This window comes from Nonomuraea sp. NPDC001636, from assembly GCF_040298265.1.
Lineage (GTDB): Bacteria > Actinomycetota > Actinomycetes > Streptosporangiales > Streptosporangiaceae > Nonomuraea.
Genome location: NZ_JBEOZT010000017.1, coordinates 150128 through 172758, shown reverse-complemented (window position 1 = coordinate 172758; position 22631 = coordinate 150128). Strand labels below are relative to the sequence as shown.

Sequence of the window (22631 nt, the reverse complement as noted above, 5' to 3'; positions counted from 1 at the left end):
TGTCCTCGGCGAGGATAGCTTATGGCGTAAAGAGTCGCAAAGGGCTAGGCGTCGGTACGCAGCGCATGTCCGCGCCGTCCGCCTCCAGCCAGCGCAGCAGCAGGTTGGCCTTGGCGGGCACGTACGCGCCGGCGAGCAGGTCGCGCAGCTCCTCGGGCTGGCCGTGGTCCTCGGCGCAGCCGGCGAACACCGACCTCGCCTCGGTCCACAGCTCGGCCCGCAGCTCCGGGTGCCGCTCGGCCACGGCTCCGGCGATCTCAAAGAGGTTGTTGACGACCAGGCAGTACAGCAGCCGTTCCCAGCCGTAGGCAGGGCTCACGACGGGCGTGCGGGCGCCGGGCAGGCTGTGGCGGTCCGCGGTCAGCTTGACGCCCTCGTGGTCGCGGAAGATCGCCTGGCCGGGCAGGCCGCGCCCGTCCACGCCGATGAGCACGTTCTGCAGGTGGCATTCGAGCACCACGCCGTGGCGGAAGTAGGCGTGCAGCACCGGCGGCACGACGTGGTCGAGGTAGCGCCGCCACCACACGAGCGCCTCGGCGGCGTCGAGGCCGTCCAGCGGGTTGCCGGGGAAGCCCTCGCTGACCCCGGCGGCCAGCAGCGCCGTCAGCCCCGGCCGCAGGTGCCCGCCCAGCCCGTCACGGACGATCACCGCCAGCGCCTCGCCGCCGTCCCCGCCCAGCTCCAGGCTGCGGTAACCGCGGTCACCGAGGACGGCGGGCCGTGGCCGGTGCGCGGGCAGGTCGTCGAACGCCACGCCCAGCAGGTCGTCGATCAGGCCCAGCCAGCGCAGGTCGTGCAGCCACAGGCGGCGGATGTCGTTGGTGATCCGCACGTCCAGGCTGAACTTGCAGAACAGGTCGGCCTCCGGCAGGTACACCGTGCGGATCGAGGCCGTCGCCACCGCCCGCGCGGGCGTGACGCCCAGGTGGCGCAGCTCCTTGAGCCCGCCCAGCAGCTCCACCTGCCAGGGGTGGGCGGGCAGCAGCGTCAGGCCGTCGGGGGCGGGCGGGCCGAGCCGGTCGAGCGCACCGACGTCGCCCTGCTCGACCAGCGCCTCGGCGGGCACCCCGAGCAGCGGCAGCGCGAAGCTCGCGCGCGCCTCCGGCGAGTAGGGCAGCCAGACGTCCGGGCCCGATCCGCCGCGCGCCTTGGGTGCCGGGTGGTAGCGGTGACCGGCGACGAGCGCCTGCTCCGAGCGCAGGTACAGGTCGGCGGGCGGGGTGGTGGCGCGCTGGGCGGACAGCAGCGCGGCCATGACGTCCCGGCTCTCCATGATCTCCTTGGCCAGGGACGGGTTGGCGTGGCCGGTGCGCGTCCGCAGCTCGTCCTCGGTGAGCGCCACCAGGCCGGGCAGGGAGAGCGGGCGCGGGCCGTCGGGGGTGCGCAGGACGGGGGCGCCCGGGTACCGTCCGGGGCGGACGTGCAGGACGTGCCCGGTCGCGGGCAGCAGCCACCCGCCGTCCTCGGCGGCCGCGGGCTCGGCCACCTCGCGGAGCAGGCAGTTGAGCAGGGCCGTCACCGCGAGGGCCGTGGCCTCGTCCGCGGCCTGGTGGTCTTGCGCCTCGGGTGCCGGACCGGCCGGTGGGAGGAGGCCGTCGATATATGCCATGGCGACCTGTCCTACCCTTTTGTACCGATCAGTGTCCACAGGGTTCTCACCTGGGCATGTTCCTGTTGACGGGGGGGTTCATGCGGCATTCTGCGGCACGGTTCGCGAGGGAGCTGGCCGCCGTGCGCCCGGACCTCACGCCCGGCTACGCCGCGGCCCTGCCGGGGGCGCGGGCCGCCGTCATGGGACGGCTGTGGCGGGGCCTGCTCTGCGAGCCTTTGCCCGGTCTCGCCCCGCCGGTCGCCGCGGGTGGCGACCTGCGCGTGCGGCTCTCGGACGGACGCGAGCTGACCGGACGGGCCCGGCTGCCCTACGACCTGGCCGACGAGCCGGTGCTGCGGCTGGACGGCGTCCCGTACACGGACCCCGCCGAACTGCTGGCGGCGCTCGGCCTCCCCGGCGCGCAGGGACTGGTCGCCGACCTGGACAACAGCGTCGCCTCCCTGGCGTTGTCCCGGGCGGGCGCGGCCTCCCCGCTGCGCGAGCCGGGCCCCGAACGGTACGAGCAGAGCGTCGTGGACGGCCATCCCTACCATCCGGGCTGCCGCAACCGGCCCGGGGTGTCGGTGGCCGAGCAACTGGCGTACATGCCGGAGCACCGGCCCGTCGTCGCGCTCGACCTGGTGGCGGCGCCCGCCGCCAAATGCCTGGTCACCGGGCCGTGGCCGGCCTCGCTCATGGACGGCGACCGGCTGCTGCTGCCCGTCCACCCCTGGCAGACCCGGCACGTGCTGGCCGGGCTGGGGGTGCGCCCGTACGCGATCGGGGCGTTGCCGTGCCATCCGCTGATGTCCGTACGGACCCTGGCGCCCCTGGACGGCGGCCCGCACCTCAAGACGGCGTTCACCACCCGGATGACCTCCGGCGTCAGGGACATCTCCCCCGGCTCGGTGCGCGACTGCGTCCCCCTGTCGGACCTGCTCACCGCCCTGTCGGCGCGGCTCGGCGGCCGTCCGCGCATCGCCCGCTACCTGTCCGGGGCCGCGGGGGCCGTGCGCGGCGAGCACACCGCCGACCTGTCCGTCATGCTGCGCGATGCGACGCCCCGCGTGCCCGGCCACACCGTGCTGCCCGTCGCCGCCCTCACCGCCCCCGCCCAGTGGGACGCGCCGCGTGGCGAGCAGGCCGGCGAGTGGCTGGCGGCCTTCGCCGGCGTGGCGACGGCGGCGGCGCTCGGCCTGCTGGCCCTCGGGGTCGCGCTGGAGGCCCACGGCCAGAACCTGCTGGTCGTGCTGGACCGGCGGGGCCACCCGGTCGAGCTGGTCTACCGCGACCTGGCCGACGTGCGCATCAGCCCGGCCCGGCTGGCCCGCAACGGCTTCGAAACGCCGCCGGTCAGCCCCCGGCTGCTCAGCGACGACCCCGGCGTCCTGCACGCCAAGCTGTTCGGCTCGCTCGTCGGCACCACGTTCGGCAGTCTGGTCTCCCTGCTGGGAGAGGGCGACCGTACCGCCGAGTCACGTCTGTGGGCCGTCGTGGCACGGGCCGCGCGGCGGGCGTTCGACGCGCTCCCCGACACCGCCGACGTGCGCTCCGACCGCGCGGCCCTGTTCGGCGAGCGGATCCGGGTGAAGGCCCACCTGCTCGCCCAGCTCGCGGGCGCCCCGCCCGGCGACAGCTGGACGACCCTGCCCAACCCCCTCAGCCAAGGAGCCTCCTGGACCCTCGCTCACGCACGGTGAGCGCCTGGCTCTTTTCCCGCAGGAGGAGGAGTATGGGGCATGCAGCCGGACCCTGCTGCGCGTCGATCTTCGATCACGCAGAGTTCAGGGAAGGAGCGAATCCGATGATGCAGCTCTCAGTACGGCTCGTGCCCGTGGGCGACACCACCCTGGTGGTCGCCCTGGCGGGCGAGCTCGACTCGACGACCAGCCCCATCCTGGCCGCCTTCCTCGACCCCCTGCCGCGCTCGCGGGTGAAACACGTGATCGTCGCGGCGGGCGACCTCTGGTTCTGCGACCTGAACGGCCTCGAACAGCTCGCGATCACCCACCGGGCCATGCAGGAGAAGGGCGGCCACCTGGCCGTCGCCGAGGCCCAGCCCGCGCTGTGCCGCCTCATCGCGCTCATGACCGAGCACGGCGGCACCGCGATCCCCCTGTTCGGCACGATGCCCGACGCCCTGGCCGGGACCGGCGTCGAGATCTACGAGCAGACCGGCCCGCCCAGGCCGGTCAGCCGCCACCTGGCGTGCTTCCGCCGGGCCCGCGACCCCCGCTCCGAGCAGCACCACGGCACCCGCAGGCTGCGGCCACAACGGGACGAGACGCCCATCATCCCCGACCGCCAGGAGAACCTGCCGCCGCCCGGCCGCTGGTCCGCGATCGTCGGCCGGCTGCGCGCGGCCAACGCCGACCTGCAGCGCGCGAACGACGAGCTGCGCTCGGCCAACGCCGAGCTGCGCCACACCAACGACGCGCTCACCGCCCGCGCCGCCGAGCTGCGCCGCGCCAACGACGCGCTGGTCGCCCGCACGGCCGAGCTCGACGAGGTCGGCCGGATCACCGCCTCGCTGGTCCACGGGCTGGGCGACGCAGCGGTGGTGCTCGACGCCGACCTGCGGGTGCTCATCTGGGGGGCGGGGGCCGAGGAGTTATGGGGGGTGCGGGCCGGGGAGGCGGTGGGCCGTCCGCTGGCCTCGCTGGGCACGGGGTTGCCGGTGGAGCGGATCGTCCCGCTCGTGCGCGACACGCCGGCCGGGGGCACGGCCCGGGGCGGAGCCAGGAGGGTCGCGCTCGACGTGGTCAACGGACGGGGCCGGCCGACGCGGCTCACCGTCGAGCTGTCCCGGCTGCGTCCCGGCGACGACTCCGGGCACGGCCTGATCATCGCCATGAAGGTGCCGCGCCCCGGCGACTCACATGATCGCTAGCTGACCGCCGTCGATCACCAGCTCGGTGCCGTGCACGTCGATCCGGTCGGTCGCGGTGTCCACGTAGTACATCAGGCGCTCGTCGGGGCTCCAGCCGACGCCGTTCGAGATCGTGACGCCGTCCAGCACCTTGTCGCACGTGAGGTCCTGGGCCAGGCGGTAGAGCGAGCCCGCGCCGGGGGTGTCGTCCTCGGCCTTGGTGCCGGCGAAGAAGCGGCCCGCGCGGTCGCAGGCGCCGTCGTTCATCCGGTTGCCCTCGGGCTCGGACGGCCGGGCGACCAGTTCGGTGCGGCCGTCCGCGTGCCGGGCGAAGCCGTCCCTGAGTGCCAGCATGAGGCCGCCGGAGGCGTGCGGCACGGCGACGCCGACCGGCTGGCCCAGCTCGATCGTCTCCCGCTCGTCGCCGGCCGGGTCCAGCCGGTGGACGTGGCCGGCGGGGATGTCCACCCACAGCAGGGTGCCCGTGGCGGCGTCCCACCTCGGGCCCTCCGCGAGGGCGGCGCGGGGGACGGGGACCTTCTCCAGCTTCATGCCCATGTGCCCTTTGGTCCGTGATACGGAATGGGATTCCGCGTACTGTCCGACCGTAACTGGTTGAGGTCCCTTTGGGGAGAGGGGGAAGTAGCCGACGCCACCGCCCGATGCGGGGGGCTGGCGCGGCAGGGGCGGGTGGCTTGGGGGTGGGTCAGACCTGGGCGGAGATGGCGCGGCGGAGGCCGTGGCCGACCTCTTCGAGGCGGGCGACGGACATGCGGTCCTTGATCGCGGTCACGCTCACCGCCGCCACCGGCGCGGTCTTGCCCAGGAAGACCGGCGCCGCCACGCACCGCACCCCCGGCTCGTTCTCCTCCAGGTCGAGCGCGTATCCCTGCTGCCTGACCTGGTCGAGGTGGGTGGCCAGCTTGGCGGGGTTCGTGATCGTGTTCCTGGTCCTGGCGGCCAGCGGCCCGTAGCGCTCGGCCCACGCCTTGACCGCCTCGTCCGTCGGGTACGTCCAGGCCAGCAGCGCCTTGCCCACGCCCGTGCAGTGGGCCGCGTTGCGCCCGCCGACGACCGAGGTCATGGTGATCGACCGCACCGCCTCGACCTTGTCCAGGTAGACGACCTCGTCGCCGTCGAGCATGGCCATGTGCACGGTCTCGGAGAACTCCTCGCTCAGCCGCAGCAGCAGCGGCCGGACGAGCGTGCGCAGGTCCATCGTCTCGTAGAACCGGAAGGCCGTGGCCAGCATCTCGGTGCCGAGGAAGTACGGCCCGCTCGGCTCCGGCTGGGCCGCGAAGCCCCGGTGCTTCAACGCGCCGAGCAGGCGGTGCAGCGAGCTCTTCGGCAGCCGCAGCCTGGTGGCCAGCTCGTCGAGCGTCACTCCCCTGCTGTGTCTCCCGATCTCCTGCAGGATCAGCAGGGCACGATCGACGCTCCCCACAGGGGACTGGGTCTCAGCCACTGAACTCTCCCTCGCCTGTTCCGCTGATCGGAATGCTAGCGCGTAATACGGAACACTCCGTACACGCGGTCGCACAGTGGTCGTCTCAGCGTAGTCAGCACAGCCCTGTGTCAGCACAGAGCTGCGGGAAAGGAACGGGCGGCTACGCCCGGCGGGGGTCGAGCCCGGCGACCGGGATGCGGCGGAAGGCGATGCTCTCGTACGGCCCGAAGTCGCCGGTCTCGAACAGCAGCCCCACCGTGTCGCCGTCCACCCTGACCAGGTCGGAGTAGGCGGCGGGCAGGCCCGACACGGTGTGCACCGGATGCCAGGTGACCCCGGCGTCGGTGCTCGCCCGTACCGTCATCAGGGCCCGCGCGTCGGGCGCGGCCGGGCCGGAGAACAGCAGCACGCCGGGCGGCTCGCACCACAGCACGCTGCCCTCCACGACCGGCCCCGTCAGCCCGGCCTGGGGGCGGAAGGGCAGGTCGAGCCGCTGCCCGCCGTCGGAGGAGCAGGCGTCGGCGCGGGTGCCCGGCGCGGCGGAGTCCGTCCTGGCATTGAGGTAGAGGCGGCCGTCGGGCAGCTCGGTCGCGGTGGTCTCGTTGACGTTGACGTAGCCGTCGGGGTTGTCGTCCACGTAGCCGATGCGCCAGGTACGGCCGCCGTCGTCGCTGAGCAGCGCGTGGCCGCCGTTGTAGCGGCCCTCGGTGCCGTCGTCCGAGCCGGACGGGGGCAGGGAGTGGTTGCCCGGCACCACGACGCGCCCGCTGCGGAGCCGGACGGCGTGCCCGGGGCCGGTGGCGTACCAGCGCCACTCGGGACGCTTGACCTGGGCGGTGATCTCGCGCGGGGCCGGCCAGCTGACCCCGTCGTCCGCGCTCACCTGGACGAACACCCGCCGCCCTTCAGCCGCCTGCACCTGACCCCGCCTGATCTTCTCCTCGGTCGCCGACGGGCCCTGCCGGACCGTGACGAGCAGGATCCGGCCGTCGTCCAGCACCACGGGCGCGGGGTTGCCGACGGTGCCGCGGTTCGGTTCCGTGGCGACCACCTGGAGCGGACCCCACGTCAGCCCGCCGTCGGCCGACCGCCTGAGCACCAGGTCGATGTGCCCCGAGTCGCCGGCCGACCCGCGCCGCCCCTCGGCGAAGGCGAGGAGCGTCCCGGCCCCGGTCACCACGACCGCCGGGATGCGGAAGGTGTGATAGCCCTCGGACGCCGCCCGGTACACCACCGACGTGGGGTGAGGAGTCATGCGCGAACGCTAGGCGCCGCAGGTGAACGTCTCCCGACCTCCGGCGGACGTCCCGGTGCCAGCCCGGCGGCCAGGCAGGCCAGCGGGAGAGCCGGCACGACGTACCGCACGTCGTACCCGCTCAGGAAGGACGGCGCCACGACCAGCACGGCGGCGGCCACGCCGGGCAGCAGCGCGTCCGGCCGCCGCCGTACGGCCGCCACCGCGAGCGCGCCCCCGAGCAGCGCCAGGAGCACCGGGTACGGCAGGTAGCCGAAGCGCTGGTAGGCCCGCAGCCAGCCCGCGTAGGGCTCGACGATCCGGGTGTCCGCCGGCCCGCCCTCGTACGCCCCGGCGATCCGCCGTACGGACGCGCGCAGCGGACGCTCCTCGTAGGGGAACCAGTACGGATTGACCTTCCTGTCCGACACCTTCCTGGCCGTGGTGCGCTCCCAGCGCAGCAGCCACCGCAGGTCGCGCCCGACGGCGGCCAGGTAGGCACCGGGCTGGGCGAGGACGGCCTCGCGGGCGAAGCGGCCGGCCAGCGCGTTCCGGTCGCCGGGGACGGCGTCCAGGGTGGGCCCCCACATCCAGTGGGCGGGAGAGGGCCGCCCGGCCACCGGCGTCCTCGGGCAGAGGGGGGCCAGCTCGGGCTCCGGCCTGATGACCGAGCAGTCGGCGAAGGTCATCGTGCGGGCCCACAGGAACAGGCCGTCGGCCTTGGTCAGGCCGAAGGTGCCGCTGGTGGCCCACATCCAGGAGGCGTACCCGAGCAGCGGCGCCGCGCCCGCCAGGACCAGGCAGAGCAGCGCGCGCGGCCCGGGACGGCGCAGCAGCAGGCAGGCGGCGGCCACCACGAGGACGGCCACCCCGATCGTGCGGGTGACGGCGGCCAGGCCGAGCAGCACGCCGCCGGCGGCCGCCGTGGCCGGGGTGAGCCGGCCCGACAAGGCCAGGATCCCGGCCGTGACCAGCACGGTGAACAGCGCGTCCGCCATGATCATGTGTTCCAGCAGGATCAGGAACTCGTCGTACAGCAGCGGCGCGACGGCGGCCGTCGCGCCCCAGCCGGGCAGTCCGCGCCGCCGCAGCAGGGCGTAGACGGCCACGGCGAGCGCCAGCCCGAGAGCGTGCTGCACGGCGGCCACCAGCGCCAGGCTCTTCCCGGGCCCGAGCGCGGCCAGGAAGATCGAGTACCCGAGCGGCCGGAACGTCCCGGGCACGAGGTCGCCCGCGGCCTCCAGATAGGAGAACGAGTCCGCCCAGAACCACAGCGCGGGCCGGTACCCCGCCATCGCGAGCAGCCGCAGCGCGACGGCGGGCACCAGCGCGACCAGCAGCGCCCGATGCCGCCCCAGGCCGTTTCCGGGCAGCACGAACACAGGAGACGGCGCCGGCATGGGGAAGCTCCTTCATGGGGGGCCGAGCGGGCTCCCCCGGACGGCGCGGGCATCTACCCGGTCTCTCCGTCGCGGGCCGAAAGGGTTCACGCCCGTGGCCACCGCGGGTGGCGCGAGCAGGGCATGAAAGAGTGCGAATCGAAGACGAGTGTGGGGAGGCAGCGTGGCTGAGGAGTTCGACGTCATCGTGATCGGGGCCGGTCCGGCGGGCGAGAACGTCGTCGCGCGGGCGGTGCGCGGCGGGTTGAGCGCCGCGATCGTCGAGGAGCGGCTGGCCGGCGGCGAGTGCTCCTACTGGGCGTGCATCCCGAGCAAGGCGCTGCTGCGCCCGGTCGACCTGGCCGGCGAGGTGTCCCGGGTGCCGGGGCTCTCGCTCGGACCGATCGACGTGGCCGCGGTGCTCGCCCGGCGCGACGAGGCGGTCTCGCGCTACGACGACTCCGGGCAGGTGAGCTGGGTCGAGGGCGTGCCGGCGGAGTTCGTCCGCGGCCGGGGGCGGCTCGACGGCGAGCGGCGGGTGGTCGTCACGACGCCCGACGGCGGCGAGCGGGTGCTCACGGCCCGGCAGGCGGTCGTGCTGGCCACCGGCAGCACGGCGGCGGTCCCGCCGGTGCCGGGCATGGCCGAGGCGAAGCCGTGGACCAGCCACGAGGTCACCGCCGCGACGAAGGTGCCAGAACGCCTGGTGGTGATCGGCGGCGGCGTGGTCGCCTGCGAGATGGCGCAGGCCATGCACGGGCTGGGGGCGCGGCAGACGACCGTGCTGGTGCGCGGCGGCGGGCTGCTCGGCCGGATCGAGCCGTTCGCGGGCGAGCTGGTGGCCCGGTCGTTCGGCGAGGCGGGCATCGACGTGCGCCTGCACACCGACGTGGTCAGGGTCGAGCGGCCCGAGCCGGGCGGCAAGGTGACCGTGCACCTGTCGGAGGGGCCGCCGCTGGAGGCCGACGAGCTGCTGGTGGCCACCGGCCGCAAGGTCGCCACGCGCGGAATCGGGCTGGACACGGTCGGCCTGCCCGACGACGCGCCCGTCGAGGTGGACGACAGCATGCGTGCCACCGGCGTGCCGGGCGGCTGGCTCTACGCCGTCGGCGACGTCAACGGCCGCGCGCTGCTCACCCACATGGGCAAGTACCAGGCCAGGATCTGCGGCGACGTGATCGCGGCGCGGGCGCACGGCGACGACCTGCCCGCCATGCGCGACCTGGCCGGCGGCTTCGGCGCGCCGCAGGTGGTCTTCACCGACCCGCAGGTCTGCGCGGTCGGCCGTACGGAGGCCGAGGCCAGGAAGGCCGGCTTCCGGGTGCGCGCGGTCGAGTACGACCTCGGCTCGGTCTCAGGCGCGTACCTGCTCGGCGACGGCTACCGGGGCCGTGCCAAGGCCGTGGTGGACGAGGACAGGAAGGTGCTGCTCGGCGTCACCTTCGCCGGTCCCGGCGTCGGCGAGCTGCTGCACGCCGCCACGATCGCGGTCACCGGCGAGGTGCCGCTCGACCGGCTGTGGCACGCCGTGCCGTCGTTCCCGACCGTGAGCGAGATCTGGCTGCGGCTGCTGGAGACCTACGGGTTGTAGGCGACGTCCGACGTCCCCCCGGACCATGTCGGGGGGACGGGCGGCGGGACGGCGCCCACCGTCAGCTCCGCCACGGTCTCCTCGACGCTGCCGCGCAGCTCGACGTGTGAGAGCAGGTCCGTCAGCCGCAGCACCGACAGCAGGTGCTCGGACGGGCCGACCACGATGATCCGGCCGCCCGGCTCCGCCTCCATCCGCTGGATCGCCGTGGCCAGCACGCCGATGGCGGAGGAGTCGTAGAAGACCAGGTCGGCCAGGTCGAAGACGAGGACGGGTCCGGGCGACCAGTCCCACACCGCGTTGATGTGGGCGCTGAACCTGACCCGTCCCGCGTGGTCGAGCTCGCCCGTGGCGCGCACGACCGTGCACTGCTGATGCCGGATCGTCTCGATGCTCAAACCGTTCCCGCCCACCCATGACAACTGCCCTCAGAGCGGTGTTATCACCGGTGATCGCCAGTTTTCCCGCCGAAACGGCCGACTTTCACCGGCTGTCGCAGGTCACACGGGTCAAGGGGCTCCCGCTAGTCCGAGGTGCCGGACTCCAGCGTCGGCAGGACGCCCGGCACCCGCTCGATCACCACGAGGAACGGCGAGACCGTCGGGCTCGGCAGGACCAGCTCGGTGACGTTCCCGTGGACGGTCTGCCCGAAGGGCCCGGCCACGCCGTCCCTGAGGCTGTAGACGCGCTCCACCGTGGGGGCCGCCGTGCCGAGGAGCTTCCTGGTGGCGTGCCGCAGCCAGCGCAGCTCGCTGTTGACCCGCCGCCAGGTCGCCGGGATCATGCTGGCCGCCTCCGCCTTGGTGCCCAGCCGGAGCGTGATCCGCCCGCTGGCCCCGAACGTGTCGCGCAGCACCGGGTTGACCACGAACATGCCCGCCCGCAGGACGCGCACGCCCTGCCGGTTGACGTTGGCCAGGCCGCCGCCGCTGATCAGCGACGACAGCTCGCAGCGGGAGCCGTCGAGCGTGTCGGGGTCGTAGTCGACCTCGGGCGGCTCCTCGAACACGATCTTGTTCAGCCGCAGCCCGGCCGCCCCGTCCTCCTGGATCCGGCCGGACAGGAACGTGCGCACCTCGTCGCAGACGCCGTCGCCCTCCATGACGTCCAGGGCCTCGACGCAGATCAGCCCGTCGTCCGGGATCTCCTCGGGGGTCAGGTCGAAGGCCACGCGGGCGTGCGGGTTGCGGCCGCGCAGCAGCACGCACTGGCGCAGGCGGCCCTGGGAACGGATCTGGACGCATCGGGGCGTCGTGAAGTCGGGGCCCGTCCTGCCGGTGTGCCAGCCGCTGACCGACCGCTCGTCCATGGACAGCGACATCTGCACCCGCAGCGGCCGTCCCTGCGCGGACACCTTGAAGCCGACCAGCCCGGACGTCTCGAACCTGCCCACGATCTGGCTGCCCCGGTGCAGCCGGTCGATCACCTGCAGCGCGGGGAACCGCCCGCTGGTCACGTGGACGGGCGGGATCGCGGGCAGGATCACCGGGTCGAGCTCTGTGATGGGTCCTGTTCCGGTCATCGGGCGCTCCTCGCGGGGGTCAGTGTGGTCTTGGCCAGGTCCTGGAAGTCGAATCGGGTGAGTACGGGGTCGCGGCGCTCCCACATGCGGCGCACCGCCTCGAAGAGCGGGTCGCCGTCCGGCTCGGCGTGCCGCAGGGAGACCGCCAGGGCCCGCGGATAGTCGGGGCCGAGCTCCCAGCGCGGCAGGATCTGGGTCGGCACGTCGGCGCCGCAGCGGCGCAGCCACAACCACAGGCGGGCGCGCTCGCGCTGCTCCGGGCCGAGGATCGTCTCCGCCTTGCCGTGCACGGCGACGGCCTCGGCGAGCCGGTCGCGCAGCTCCTCCGGCGTGCGCGCGAGGTGGGTGGCCCCGCAGGCGGCGCCCTCCGACCAGCCGGCCTGGATGACGGGGACGCCGAAGGCGGGCAGGTCGCTGCCGCCGAACGTGACGGCGACGTCGGTCATGCTCCACAGGATGTTCGGCGACAGCAGGCCGGAGCGCAGGCGGTCGAGGAACAGCCAGTTGGCCGACTCCTCGGCGGCCGCGTACCGCTCGGTCTCCTCGAACAGCTCGGTGTCGCGGCCCGGCATGTGGCCGAACACCGTGACGGTGGGCCGGCCGGGGTCCAGGCACAGCCTGGAGCAGCCGTAGAGGCGGAGCTGGCGGCGTTCGGTGTCGGTGCGGACCTGGTAGCCCTCCTTGGCCCGCCAGGCCGTACGCTCGGCGCTCGGCCGGATCGCCTCCCTGTTGGGCCAGATCTGGTGCTCGAAGAACTCCGCGACCCGGCCGGGCAGCTCCTCGCCGAAGGAGACGGGCGTCTCACCAGGGAAGAGCGCGTACGCCTGCAGCGACCCGGTGCCGTGCACGTGCACGACCGGGATGTCGGTGCGCACGCCGGGATCGATCCGGCTGGTCACCAGCGCGTCGGGCGGCCCCAGGTCGGCGGCGGCCCCGAACGCCTCGGCCAGCGGCCGCCACCGCGGGTCGGTGAGCACGACCAGCCGGGCCGACAGCAGCCCGCACACGGCCTTGGCGACCAGGACGGTGCGCACGACCGCCCGGACGTCCTCGTCGAACGCCTCGGCCACCACGCATCCCGTGTCGCCCGCGCCGTCCCCCCAGTACGCCCTGGCGGCCGAGACCAGTTGATCGACCTGCTCCTCGTCGTCCACGACACGACGCATGAAACCCTCCACCAAGGCCAGGAAGAATCGCCCCGGTGAACGTTGCCAGACCCTCGCGCGCGCACCCGCGCGACAACACGCTTCTTTGCCCGGCGCTGCCCGAATCTCAGACGGCCTCGACCTGGTCGATGACGAAACGGCTGTTGGGGACGGCCGGAGCGCGCCACGACGGCATGCGCAGGTCCTGGGCCGGCACGCCGTAGGTCATCCAGCGGGTCAGCGCGGTCACCGCCAGCTTCATCAGGTCCACGGTGATCCACTCGCCGGGGCACCGGTGCCCCTCGTAGTGGTCGCCGCCGCCCTGGGGGACGAAGTCGTACTCGCCGCCGTCCCATTCGGCGAACCGTTCCGGGCGGAACTCTCCTGGGCGGTCCCACAGGCGCGGGTCGTGGTCGATGCCGTACAGGTCGAGCAGTGTCCGCCGGCCCTGCGGGAAGTGCTCGCCGTTCCAGGTGAAGGGCTTGGCCACCTTGGCGGCGACGAACGGGAAGAACGGGTAGAACCGGCGCACCTCCTGGACGAAGTGCTCGACGAACTGCCCGTCGCCCTCGCGGACGCGCTCGTAGTACTCCGGGTGGGCGTGCAGGGCCATGGCCGCGAACGTCACGAACCTGGCCACCGCCACCGTGGGCCGCAGCACGTTGTGCAGCTCGACGGCCGCGGTCCTGGCCGGGAGCAGGGTGCCGTCGGGGTCGCGGTAGCCGGCGATCAGGCCGGTCACCGTGCCGGCGAAGCGGCCGGGGTCCTCGCGGGCGAAGCGGATCAGGCCGGACAGCCACAGGTCGCCCTTGATCCGGGCGTACCGGCCGCGCAGGTAGCGGGGGCCGAGCCCGCCCGCGCCCTCGATGGCCGCCTGGAGGGTGGCGGTGACCTCGGGCACCCGCGCGGGCGGCAGCGGCACGCCCGTCCAGTCGCAGACCGCCTGGCACAGCAGCCTGCTGACCTCCTCGTACAGCATGACCCGCGGCCTGCCCTGCCAGGCGCGGATGCGCTCGCGCCAGCGCCGGCCGGCCAGCTCCGCCAGCCGGTCGCGGCCCTCCCGGTTCATCAGGGACATGAACATGGCCTTGCGCGCCCGGTGGGTCTCGCCGTCGAGGGCCTGCACGCCGTTGCGGCCGAACAGCGTCGCCTGGAGCCGCCGGGGCGCGGCGCCGTCCCGGACGAACAGCTCGGGGTCGTAGAAGACCTCGGCGGCCTGCGCGCCGGTCATGCAGATGGTCGGCTGGAGCAGCAGCCGCGTCTCGAAGACGTCGGAGCCGAGCCGCCGCGCCCGGTCGCCGATGAAGCGGTACGGGTCGAGCAGCAGCGGCAGGGTGTCGTCCAGGACCGGCTTCCGGCGGGGAGCGGTGACCGGCTCACGGACCCGCGTCTGCTCGCGTGGCAACACTCGGTGAGAAGTCATGACCACGCCCTATCCCCGCAGACCCACAGGAAACGAATTCGACGGGAAACCCGGCGAACCAAATCCCGTGCTTCGGCGTCTCACCCGGGGTAGAAGCATCCACCGCCGGCGTGCGCTTCGTCTTTTTACAGAGAGCAGGTCATGGGCGGGTTTAGGATGCACCCAAAAGCCGAGATGGGGAGGTTTTTCCGCATGGGTTCCCGAATGTCGAGCATCGTGCGCCTGACCGGGGCTGCGATGGCCGCGGGAGTGGTGGCCGCGGCCATCGCGTTGCCGGCGGTCGGCGGCACCGGAGCGATGTTCGTCTCGGCATCCGAGGAACTGAACATCAAACCGGAAGACCTCAAAGAACCGCCCCTCGCCGAGAAGACGACGGTCCTCGACGCCAAGGGCAACCAGATCGCCCAGTTCTACGAGGAGTACCGCGAGAACGTCTCGCTCGACCAGGTGGCCGACATCATGAAGACGGCCATCATCTCCATCGAGGACTACCGCTTCTACGAGCACGGCGCGATCGACATCGAGGGCACCGTGCGCGCCCTCGCCAAGAACCTCAGCAGGGGCGGCATCGCCCAGGGTGGCTCCTCCATCACCCAGCAGTACGTCAAGCAGGTGCTGCTCAACTCGGCCACCACCGAGAAGGAGAAGAACGCGGCCCTCGAAGCCAGCTACGCCCGCAAGCTCAAGGAGCTGCGCTACGCGATGGCGGTCGAGGAGAAGTACAGCAAGAACGAGATCCTCGGCAAGTACCTCAACATCGCCTACTTCGGCGCCGGCGCGTACGGCGTCGAGGCGGCGGCCAAGCGGTTCTTCGGCGTGTCGGCGGCCGATCTGACGCTCTCCCAGGCGGCCACGCTGGCCGGCGCGGTCCAGGACCCCAACCGGACCGACCCCAACCTGGGCAAGGAGTCGCGCGCGCAACTGCTCAACCGGCGCAACGTGGTGCTCGACCGCATGCTGGAGCTCAAGAAGATCACGCCTGAGCAGCACGAGGAGGCCAGGGCCAAGAAGCTCGGCTACAAGGGCACCCCGCTGCCCGGCGGCTGCGGCGCCAGCCAGTACCCGTACTTCTGCATGTACGTGCGCAACGAGATCCTGAGCAACCCGGCCTTCGGCAAGACCAAGAAGGCCCGCACCCAGTTCCTCAACCGGGGCGGCCTGGAGATCAAGACCACGATCGACCCGAAGATGCAGGAGGCCGCCGAGGAGGCCATCAAGAAGCACGTCTACGCCTCCGACAACCCGGTCGCCTCCGAGGCCCTGGTCAAGCCGGGCACCGGCGAGATCAAGGCCATGGCCGCCAGCCGCAAGTACGGCAACTCCAGGCGCAAGCACGAGATGTCGTACAACGTGGTGGCCGACGCGGTGCACGGCGGCGGCGTCGGCTTCCAGGCCGGCTCGACGTTCAAGACGTTCACCCTGCTCACCGCGCTCAAGCAGGGCATGAAGATCAACGACGGCTTCAACGTGGGCAGCGGCTACACCGCCCCCAACTACTGGGCGTTCAAGAACTGCAAGGGCCAGAACGTCGGCGACCCGAGCCACACCGTCACCAACGACGAGGGCGGCGGCGGCTTCAAGTCGCTGGCCACCGGCACCTGGGGCTCGGTGAACACGTTCTTCATGACGCTGGAGCAGAAGGTCGGCCTCTGCAAGGTGGTCGAGACCGCCAAGTCGCTCGGCATCAAGCGCTCCGACGGCGGCAAGCTCCAGGAGTTCGAGACGTTCACGCTCGGCATCAACGAGATGGACCCGGTGACCGTGGCCACGGCCTACGCGGCGATCGGCGCGCGCGGCAAGTACTGCCCGCCGACGGCCATCACCCAGATCACCGACCGCAACGGCAAGGTGACCGAGTACAAGCCCAAGTGCACGCAGGCGTTCGACCCCGAGGTCGCCGACGCGGCGGCGAACATCCTGTCCGGCGTCTTCACCAAGGGCACGATGCGCGCGGTCGGCGGCATCGGCCGTCCGGCGGCGGGCAAGACCGGCACCACCGACGACCAGGCCACCGCCTGGTTCGCCGGGTTCACCCCCGACCTGGCCGGCGCGGTCAGCATCGGCGACCCGCGCGGCTCGACGACCCACAAGCTGAACGGCATCACCATCGGCGGCCAGTACTACTCCTCGGTCTTCGGCGCCTCCATCCCCGGCCCGATCTGGAACGCCACCATGAAGGCCGCGCTCAAGGGCACCCCGCCGACGGCCTTCACCCCGGTCGACTCCTCCCGCTTCGGCGGCTGCGGCCAGGGCTGCGCACCCCGCAGGCAGGAGCCCGACGACAACAGGGACCAGGGCCTCACCGACGTCAACCCCGACGGCGACTTCGGCCCCGGCCAGGGTTACCAGAACGGCGACGGCAACGGTCACGGCCGCGGCCGGGGCAGGCGCTAGAGACGGACGTCCAGGGGTATCCGGCGCGTCCCGGATACCCCTAACGGATGGTCAATATGTCGTGATCGACCTGCGGCGGGAAAACGTCCGGCGGTGACCACCGCCCCCACCTGAGCAGATTCGGCGGGCGTCCGCACACCGGGACGCACCCCCTGCAAAGGCCCTGTTAACAGCGGCGAAACATTGGTAACGTGGGAGCGCTCCCAGGATCTTTCCGCGAGGTGCTCCATGACCGAGCAGCCCACACTGGCACAGGTGGCGGCCGCTGCAGGGGTTTCCCCCGCGACCGCATCTCGAGTCCTCACGGGCTCGGTGCGGGTCAGTACCTCGACCCGCCGGCAAGTCTACGACGCCGTCTCCCGCATGGGCTACGTCCGACAACGCGCGCCCAGGGGCAGCGCCGCCAAGACGCTGACCGACGGCGTCACGGCGGTGATCTGCGACCATCTCCCCCGCCTGTTCTCCGAGCCCTACTACGCCAGGCTCCTGTCCGCCGCCGGAGCGGTGATCGCCGAGCACGGCACCCACCTCATGGTGACGACCGTGACGCCCACCTCCTCCACGCTCCCCGCGCTGTCGGGCGCCGTCCTCATCGTCGGCGCGCGCGAACGCCATCCGCTGGCCATCAAGCTGTCCACCGCCGGCATCCCGGTCCGCAACATCGGCCGGCCGCCCCACGACCTCAAGCTGCCCTACGCCGACGTGGACAACCTCGACGGCGGCCGGCAGGCGGCCGAGCACCTGCTGTTACAGGGCCGCAGGAACGTGGCGGCCATCGGCGGCCCGCCCTCCCTGCCCGCCGCCCGCGACCGGCTCGAAGGGCTCGTCCGCACCCTGCAGTCGGCCGGCGCCCCCGACGTGCCCGTGGCCTACGGCGACTTCACCGCGGCCTCGGGCACGCACGCCATGCAGTGGCTGTTACGCCACGCGCCCGGCCTCGACGCCGTCTTCGTCGCCTCCGACCTGATGGCGGCCGGCGCGATCCAGGCGCTGCGCCGGGCCGGCCGCAAGGTGCCCGCGGACGTCGCCGTGATCGGCTTCGACGACGCCCCCGTGGCCCGGCACACCGTCCCGGCGCTGACCACCATCCGCCAGCCCGTCGAGGAGCTCGCCACGGTCGCCACCCGCCTGCTCCTGACCGGGGCGACGGGGATCGACCCCGTCCTCCCCACGGAACTGGTCATCCGTGAGTCAGCTTGAGCCGGGGGACGTGCTGGCCCGGCGGTACCTGCTGCTGGACCCGCTGGCCCACGGCGGCATGTCGGTCATCTGGCGTGCCTTCGACCAGTCGTTGCAGCGGCTGGTCGCGGTCAAGGTGCTGACCGCCTCGCTGCACACCGACCACGGCGAACGCGTCCGGGTGCGCAGCGAGGCCCGCGCCGCGGCCCGGTTCATCCACCGGGACTCGATCGAGATCTACGACTACGGCGAGACCGTCACCGCGAAGGGCGGCGTGGCCGCGTACGTGGTGATGCCCCTGCTCGACGGCACCCCGCTGGCCGAGCGCATCGCCGAGGGGCCGCTGCCGTGGACGGAGGCGGCGGCCATCGCCCTGCGGCTGGCCCGCGTGCTGATCGCCGGGCACGCCCGCGGCCTGGTCCACCGGGACGTCACCGCCGAGAACGTGCTGCTCACCGCCGACGGCCCCAAACTGCTCGACTTCGGCATCGCGGCCTGGGCCGGCGACCCCGACGACGACCGCGGCACCCCGCCCTACGTCGCCCCCGAACGCCTCCTCGGCGCCCCCACCCACCCCGCCGTGGACGTGTACGCCCTGGGCGTGCTGCTGTTCGCCATGCTCACCGGGCGCACCCCGTACCCGGAGACGACGTGGGAGGAGATCGAGGCGGCGCGCCGGACCGATCCCCCGCCCCGGGTGACCGGCGTGCCGCACGGCGTCGCCTCGCTCTGCCAGAGCTGCCTGGCGCACCTGCCCGAGGAGCGGCCCACGGCCGAGGAGATCGTCGCCGCGCTGACCTCGGCGCTCGGCACGGCCGGGATCGCCCGGCAGGTGCGGCGCGGGCTGACGATGGCCGGGTCGGCGCTGCTGGCGCTCACCGTGCTGCTGTGGTTCCAGCGGTCCGAGCCGGAGCCGGTGCTGTCGCCGCAGGTCACACCGTCCGTCACGCCCTCCCTCACGCCGTCCGTCACGCCGTCCGCCGGGGCGTCGGCCTCCCGGGCGTTGCGGAGCTCGGCGGCCGGGTCGGTCACCGTCGAGCAGGCCGTGGACGGCTTCCACGACTCGCTCGAAGACGGCGAACCGTGCGACGCGACCGACGCGGACGTGGTGCTCGACCTCAAGCAGGTGCTCGACTCCCTGGTCCGCGGCCCGGCGGTCACCGGCACGGCCGAGGTGCGGCGCAAGGTCGCCGACCGGGCCAGGGAGGGCCGCCTGGCCCCCGCCTGCCGGGCGGAGCTGGAGGCCAGGCTCAAGGTGATCGACCGGGCCATGGAACCCGGCTGAGGGGCACGCCGTGATCGGCGCCCCTCGCGCCCGCCGGGACAGGCGCTGACCAAGATCGGCTGAAACTTTCACACCGCGTTGTCGGGACGGCGCCGCCCATGGTTCAATGCGCTGGCCGGGCGGGCTGATCGTGGGCGTTCCTGTGTTCCCCTGCACGAAGGAATCCCCATGAAACACTTTCGAACGGCGGCGCTCACCGCCGCCCTGGTCCTGCTGGCCACCGTCCTGATCGCGCCGCCGCAGGCGCAGGCCCACGGCGTGTCCATGTTCCCCGGCGCCAGAACCTTCCTGTGCTGGCAGGACGGCCTGCGCGAGAACGGCCAGATCCAGTCCTACAACCCGGCCTGCGCGGCGGCCGTCGCCCAGAGCGGCGCGACCCCGCTCTACAACTGGTTCGCCGTGCTGCGGTCCGACGGCGCCGGGCGCACCAGCGGCTTCATCCCCGACGGCCAGCTCTGCAGCGGCGGCACCGGCGGCCCCTACGACTTCACCGCCTACAACGCCGTCCGCTCCGACTGGCCGCTGACCCACCTGACGTCGGGCGCGAGCATCCAGATGCGGCACAGCAACTGGGCCCAGCACCCTGGCACCTTCGTCTACTACGTCACCAAGAACGGCTGGAACCCCGACGGCCCGCTCAAGTGGTCGGACCTGGAGTCGTTCGGCAGCGTCACCAACCCGCCCGCCAGCGGCGGCCCCGGCGGGCTCAACTACTACTACTGGAACGCCCAGCTCCCCTCCGGCAAGACCGGGCGGCACATCATCTACACCCACTGGATCCGCTCCGACAGCAACGAGAACTTCTACAGCTGCTCCGACGTCGTCTTCGACGGCGGCAACGGCCAGGTCACCGGCGTCGGCCCCGGCGGCGGCACGCCTTCGGGCACGCCTACGTCCACCCCGACCGTCACCCCGACGGTGACCCCGACGGTGACCCCGCCCCCCGGCGGCTGCACCGCCACCTGGAAGGCCACCGACACCGGCTGGGCCGGCCACTTCCAGGGCGAGGTGACGGTGAAGAACACCGGCACGACGTCACTGAACGGCTGGACGGTCAAGTGGACCTACCCCGGCGGCCAGGGCTTCGACGGCGCGCCATGGAACGGCGTGCTGTCCGCCCAGCCGCCGAACGTCTCCGTCAAGAACGCCTCCTACAACGGCCAGCTCGCGCCGAACGCGTCCACCACGTTCGGCTTCAACGCCACCGGCTCGATCCCGAGCCCCGCACCCGCGCTGACCTGCACGAGCCCGTGACCGGACCACGTCGCGGGAAGATCGCGGCAGGCGTCGCCCTGGCCGGCCTGGCGCTGGCCGGGGCGGCGCTGTTCGCCGCCCACCAGGAGTCGGCGCGGCTCGACCAGGAGCTCGCCGCCCAGGTGACGCTGATCCTCGAACGGGCCACGCCCGAGGAGCACCACGAGCACGGGCACGGGTTCGGGTCGCGGGTGGTGTGCGCGGTGGAGCCGTTCGGCACGGACCCGCCGGACCCCGCCGGCCTGGCCGAGGTGCGCTGGGTCTACGCCCGGCACCTGTGCGCGATCGTCGGCGAGAGCCGCGACTGGGCGATGTCCGTCCGGGCCTCGGGGCCCATCGCCGTCCGGCTGGGCGTGCCGCCGCAGGTCAAGGTGCCCGCCGCCGGACCCGGATATCCGGAGCGGGTCCGGGCTCTGATCCCCGCCCGCTACCACGACCAGGCGTTCGCCGACTTCTCGGACGAGGCCGCCATCGACGCGGCCCGCGAACGCTTCTCCCACGCCCAGGACCCGCGCTGACCGCCGTGCTGGGCCGAGCCGGTGGGCGGCGCAAACGGACGCGGCCGGCTGGGGGTTCGCCGGCCGCGTCCGTCCCATCCGGGCGGGATGGTGTCGCGGGCAGGATCAGTTGATCGGCCTCACCTCCTCCTTCGCTAGCCGGCGCAGGTGTAGCCGGACGGAACGGACGTGTCGCCGTCCGGACGACCGGCCTGGACCCCGAAAGCGGTGGCCGCGCCGGGCGAGAGCGTGCCGTTGTAGCTCAGGTTCCGCGCGGTCACGGTCCGCCCGCTGACCGTCACCGCGGCGTTCCAGAAGCCGGTCACGGTGTGACCCGCGGGCAGCGTGAACGTCACCGTCCAGCCGTTCCTGGCGGTCGTGCCGGTGTTGGTGACCGTGACGGGCTGCAGGACGTACCCGTTGCCCCACTGGCTCTGGACGGTCCCCACGGCCGTGCAGCCGCCGTCGCCGCCGCCGGCCAGGGTGGTGAAGGAGGCCGTGGGCGAGGCGGCCGACTGGTTGCCCGCCGCGTCCCTGGCCTTGACGTGCACCTGGTAGGCGGTCGAGGGCGACAGGCCGGTCAGGGTGATCGAGGTGGTGGCCGTCGCCCCGAGCGGGACGCCGGCCGAGGTGTAGACGTCGTAGCCGGTCACGCCCACGTTGTCGGTGGCGGCCGGCCAGGTCAGGGTGGCGCCGGACGAGGTGACGTTCGAGGCCGCCGGGGCGCCGGGGGCGCTCGGCGGGGTCGGGTCGGTGGTGCCGCCGCCGTAGACGGACGCCTGCCTGGCCGTGGCGGCGATGCCGTCGGCGCCGTTGAACAGCCGCTGACCCCACGAGGTGAGCCGGGTGACGTCGAAGCCGGTGACCTGGTCGAGGTACTCGACGCCGCCGCCGTTCCCGCTCCACGACCAGCCCAGGTAGCCGAGGCCGCGGCTCACGGCCTGGGCCATGATCGTGTCCTCGTCGGGGTCGCCGTCGGAGTGGTTGAACCCGAACTCGCCGATGACCAGCGGCAGCCCGGCCGTCCGGAACGCGTCCAGGTACGAGGTGATCTCGGCGGCGGTGTCGTAGACGCCGTACATGTGCACCGAGAAGATCGTGTTCTTGTCGGGGTCGGCGGCGAGGACGGACGCGGCGTTGTCCCGCATGACGTTCTGCCAGTCCTGGCCCCAGGCGGGGGCGTCCACCATCAGCGCGTGGTGGATGCCGTTGGCGCGCAGCTTGGCGATCGCGGCCTTGGTGGCCTCGGCCCAGCCGGGCGTGGTGGCGTTGTTGCCGATCGGCTCGTTGCCGATGTTGACGACGACGTAGTCCTCCTGTCCGGCCAGGGCGCTCTTGACGCTGATCCAGTAGTCGGCGGCCTGGTCGAGCGTGTACGCGCCGCTCTGCTCGCCGTACCCGGTGGTGTCGTGGTCCTCCAGCACGCAGATGAGCTTGTTCTGCTTGCACAGGGAGACCACGCCGGCCACGTCGGAGGCGGAGTTGGCGCTCCACCGGCCGCCGCTGAGCACGACGCGCACGGTGTTGGCCTTCAGCGACTTGATGTCGGCGAACGCCTTGGTCTGGGCCGGGTACCAGGTGTGGGCGTGGCTGGTGCCGCGCATCACGAACTCCTGGCCGTTGCCTTCCAGGATCTTCGTGCCGCTCACGTGGATGCCGGTGGCGGCCCGCGCCGCGGTGCCCGGCACGATCAAGGAGGCGGCCACGAGCGCGGCGGCGAGCGCCGGCGCGGTGAACAGTGATCGCATGTGCTGCCTTTCCCTGAGCCGGTGGATCCGCCCCCGCCCCTGCTCGGCAGCCGGGGCGAGGGCGGGGTCGGCA

Annotated in this window: 18 protein-coding genes; 8 read left to right on the top strand and 10 right to left on the bottom strand. The window is 72.9% G+C overall.

The annotated features are described in order from the left end of the window. Positions 1-19: 19 nt before the first annotated feature. Entirely contained in the window at positions 20-1609 is a 1590-nt protein-coding gene (locus tag ABT158_RS29265; RefSeq protein ID WP_352358737.1) for an IucA/IucC family protein, read from the bottom strand. An 80-nt stretch (positions 1610-1689) separates the two neighbouring features. Between ABT158_RS29265 and ABT158_RS29260 the strand changes: the two genes are divergently transcribed. Both ABT158_RS29260 and ABT158_RS29255 read left to right on the top strand, forming a co-directional pair. Continuing rightward, positions 1690-3291: an IucA/IucC family protein gene (locus tag ABT158_RS29260; RefSeq protein ID WP_352358735.1), complete on the top strand. Its 1602-nt coding sequence runs from the start codon at positions 1690-1692 to the stop codon at positions 3289-3291. A gap of 104 nt (positions 3292-3395) precedes the next feature. Next, positions 3396-4481 carry an STAS domain-containing protein gene (locus tag ABT158_RS29255; protein WP_352358734.1) on the top strand — a complete coding sequence of 362 codons (1086 nt, stop codon included), beginning with the start codon at positions 3396-3398 and terminating at the stop codon, positions 4479-4481. On the opposite strand, the gene ABT158_RS29250 is transcribed toward ABT158_RS29255, so the two are convergent. The 4 genes from ABT158_RS29250 to ABT158_RS29235 form a co-directional block, all read right to left on the bottom strand. After that, complete coding sequence (locus ABT158_RS29250; RefSeq protein ID WP_352358732.1) at positions 4467-5012, bottom strand: SMP-30/gluconolactonase/LRE family protein; 546 nt, start codon at positions 5010-5012, stop codon at positions 4467-4469. The genes ABT158_RS29255 and ABT158_RS29250 overlap by 15 nt on opposite strands. A 154-nt stretch (positions 5013-5166) precedes the next feature. After that, a complete protein-coding gene (locus tag ABT158_RS29245; RefSeq protein ID WP_352358730.1) occupies positions 5167-5925 on the bottom strand; it encodes an IclR family transcriptional regulator in 759 nt (252 codons plus the stop codon). Positions 5926-6067: 142 nt separating this feature from the next. Next, positions 6068-7162, bottom strand: coding sequence for a sialidase family protein (locus ABT158_RS29240; protein WP_352358728.1), 1095 nt, complete (start codon positions 7160-7162; stop codon positions 6068-6070). Further along, positions 7159-8541 carry a hypothetical protein gene (locus ABT158_RS29235; protein ID WP_352358726.1) on the bottom strand — a complete coding sequence of 461 codons (1383 nt, stop codon included), beginning with the start codon at positions 8539-8541 and terminating at the stop codon, positions 7159-7161. Before ABT158_RS29235 ends, ABT158_RS29240 begins: the two co-directional genes overlap by 4 nt. 163 nt (positions 8542-8704) lie before the next feature. Between ABT158_RS29235 and ABT158_RS29230 the strand changes: the two genes are divergently transcribed. Continuing rightward, entirely contained in the window at positions 8705-10111 is a 1407-nt protein-coding gene (locus ABT158_RS29230; RefSeq protein WP_352358724.1) for a dihydrolipoyl dehydrogenase family protein, read from the top strand. Here the strand turns inward: ABT158_RS29230 and ABT158_RS29225 are convergent. The 4 genes from ABT158_RS29225 to ABT158_RS29210 all read right to left on the bottom strand — a co-directional run bounded on the left by ABT158_RS29225 (position 10099) and on the right by ABT158_RS29210 (position 14201). Then, on the bottom strand, positions 10099-10509 hold the full coding sequence (locus tag ABT158_RS29225) for an STAS domain-containing protein (protein ID WP_352358722.1): 411 nt from the start codon (positions 10507-10509) through the stop codon (positions 10099-10101). The genes ABT158_RS29230 and ABT158_RS29225 overlap by 13 nt on opposite strands. A 125-nt stretch (positions 10510-10634) precedes the next feature. Then, positions 10635-11633 carry a hypothetical protein gene (locus ABT158_RS29220; RefSeq protein WP_352358720.1) on the bottom strand — a complete coding sequence of 333 codons (999 nt, stop codon included), beginning with the start codon at positions 11631-11633 and terminating at the stop codon, positions 10635-10637. Continuing rightward, positions 11630-12799, bottom strand: coding sequence for a hypothetical protein (locus ABT158_RS29215; RefSeq protein WP_352358718.1), 1170 nt, complete (start codon positions 12797-12799; stop codon positions 11630-11632). Before ABT158_RS29215 ends, ABT158_RS29220 begins: the two co-directional genes overlap by 4 nt. 106 nt (positions 12800-12905) lie before the next feature. Further along, positions 12906-14201 (bottom strand): cytochrome P450, encoded by a 1296-nt coding sequence (locus tag ABT158_RS29210; RefSeq protein WP_352358716.1) that lies wholly within the window; start codon positions 14199-14201, stop codon positions 12906-12908. A gap of 192 nt (positions 14202-14393) precedes the next feature. Here ABT158_RS29210 and ABT158_RS29205 point away from each other — a divergent pair, with 192 nt between their 5' ends. From ABT158_RS29205 to ABT158_RS29185, 5 genes are all read left to right on the top strand, one after another. Beyond that, the gene (locus ABT158_RS29205; protein WP_352358714.1) at positions 14394-16595 is read left to right on the top strand and encodes a transglycosylase domain-containing protein; all 2202 of its coding nucleotides are present in this window, start codon (positions 14394-14396) and stop codon (positions 16593-16595) included. A 228-nt stretch (positions 16596-16823) separates the two neighbouring features. Continuing rightward, positions 16824-17795 carry a LacI family DNA-binding transcriptional regulator gene (locus ABT158_RS29200; RefSeq protein ID WP_352358712.1) on the top strand — a complete coding sequence of 324 codons (972 nt, stop codon included), beginning with the start codon at positions 16824-16826 and terminating at the stop codon, positions 17793-17795. Next, complete coding sequence (locus tag ABT158_RS29195) at positions 17782-19059, top strand: serine/threonine-protein kinase (protein WP_352358710.1); 1278 nt, start codon at positions 17782-17784, stop codon at positions 19057-19059. The genes ABT158_RS29200 and ABT158_RS29195 overlap by 14 nt, the downstream gene beginning before the upstream one ends. A 168-nt stretch (positions 19060-19227) precedes the next feature. Further along, complete coding sequence (locus tag ABT158_RS29190; protein WP_352358708.1) at positions 19228-20313, top strand: lytic polysaccharide monooxygenase; 1086 nt, start codon at positions 19228-19230, stop codon at positions 20311-20313. Beyond that, positions 20310-20831 (top strand): hypothetical protein, encoded by a 522-nt coding sequence (locus ABT158_RS29185; RefSeq protein ID WP_352358706.1) that lies wholly within the window; start codon positions 20310-20312, stop codon positions 20829-20831. The genes ABT158_RS29190 and ABT158_RS29185 overlap by 4 nt, the downstream gene beginning before the upstream one ends. Positions 20832-20965: 134 nt before the next feature. Here the strand turns inward: ABT158_RS29185 and ABT158_RS29180 are convergent, their stop codons facing one another. Next, on the bottom strand, positions 20966-22558 hold the full coding sequence (locus tag ABT158_RS29180; RefSeq protein ID WP_352358704.1) for a cellulase family glycosylhydrolase: 1593 nt from the start codon (positions 22556-22558) through the stop codon (positions 20966-20968). Between the last annotated feature and the right edge of the window lie 73 nt (positions 22559-22631).

Excerpts from the sequence above, each read along its gene's own strand:
- ABT158_RS29265 (WP_352358737.1), bottom strand. The coding sequence starts at position 1,609 with ATGGCATATATCGACGGCCTCCTCCCACCGGCCGGTCCGGCACCCGAG.
- ABT158_RS29260 (WP_352358735.1), top strand. The coding sequence starts at position 1,690 with ATGCGGCATTCTGCGGCACGGTTCGCGAGGGAGCTGGCCGCCGTGCGC.
- ABT158_RS29255 (WP_352358734.1), top strand. The coding sequence starts at position 3,396 with ATGATGCAGCTCTCAGTACGGCTCGTGCCCGTGGGCGACACCACCCTG.
- ABT158_RS29250 (WP_352358732.1), bottom strand. The coding sequence starts at position 5,012 with ATGAAGCTGGAGAAGGTCCCCGTCCCCCGCGCCGCCCTCGCGGAGGGC.
- ABT158_RS29240 (WP_352358728.1), bottom strand. The coding sequence starts at position 7,162 with ATGACTCCTCACCCCACGTCGGTGGTGTACCGGGCGGCGTCCGAGGGC.
- ABT158_RS29235 (WP_352358726.1), bottom strand. The coding sequence starts at position 8,541 with ATGCCGGCGCCGTCTCCTGTGTTCGTGCTGCCCGGAAACGGCCTGGGG.
- ABT158_RS29220 (WP_352358720.1), bottom strand. The coding sequence starts at position 11,633 with ATGACCGGAACAGGACCCATCACAGAGCTCGACCCGGTGATCCTGCCC.
- ABT158_RS29215 (WP_352358718.1), bottom strand. The coding sequence starts at position 12,799 with ATGCGTCGTGTCGTGGACGACGAGGAGCAGGTCGATCAACTGGTCTCG.
- ABT158_RS29210 (WP_352358716.1), bottom strand. The coding sequence starts at position 14,201 with ATGACTTCTCACCGAGTGTTGCCACGCGAGCAGACGCGGGTCCGTGAG.
- ABT158_RS29205 (WP_352358714.1), top strand. The coding sequence starts at position 14,394 with ATGGGTTCCCGAATGTCGAGCATCGTGCGCCTGACCGGGGCTGCGATG.
- ABT158_RS29200 (WP_352358712.1), top strand. The coding sequence starts at position 16,824 with ATGACCGAGCAGCCCACACTGGCACAGGTGGCGGCCGCTGCAGGGGTT.
- ABT158_RS29190 (WP_352358708.1), top strand. The coding sequence starts at position 19,228 with ATGAAACACTTTCGAACGGCGGCGCTCACCGCCGCCCTGGTCCTGCTG.
- ABT158_RS29180 (WP_352358704.1), bottom strand. The coding sequence starts at position 22,558 with ATGCGATCACTGTTCACCGCGCCGGCGCTCGCCGCCGCGCTCGTGGCC.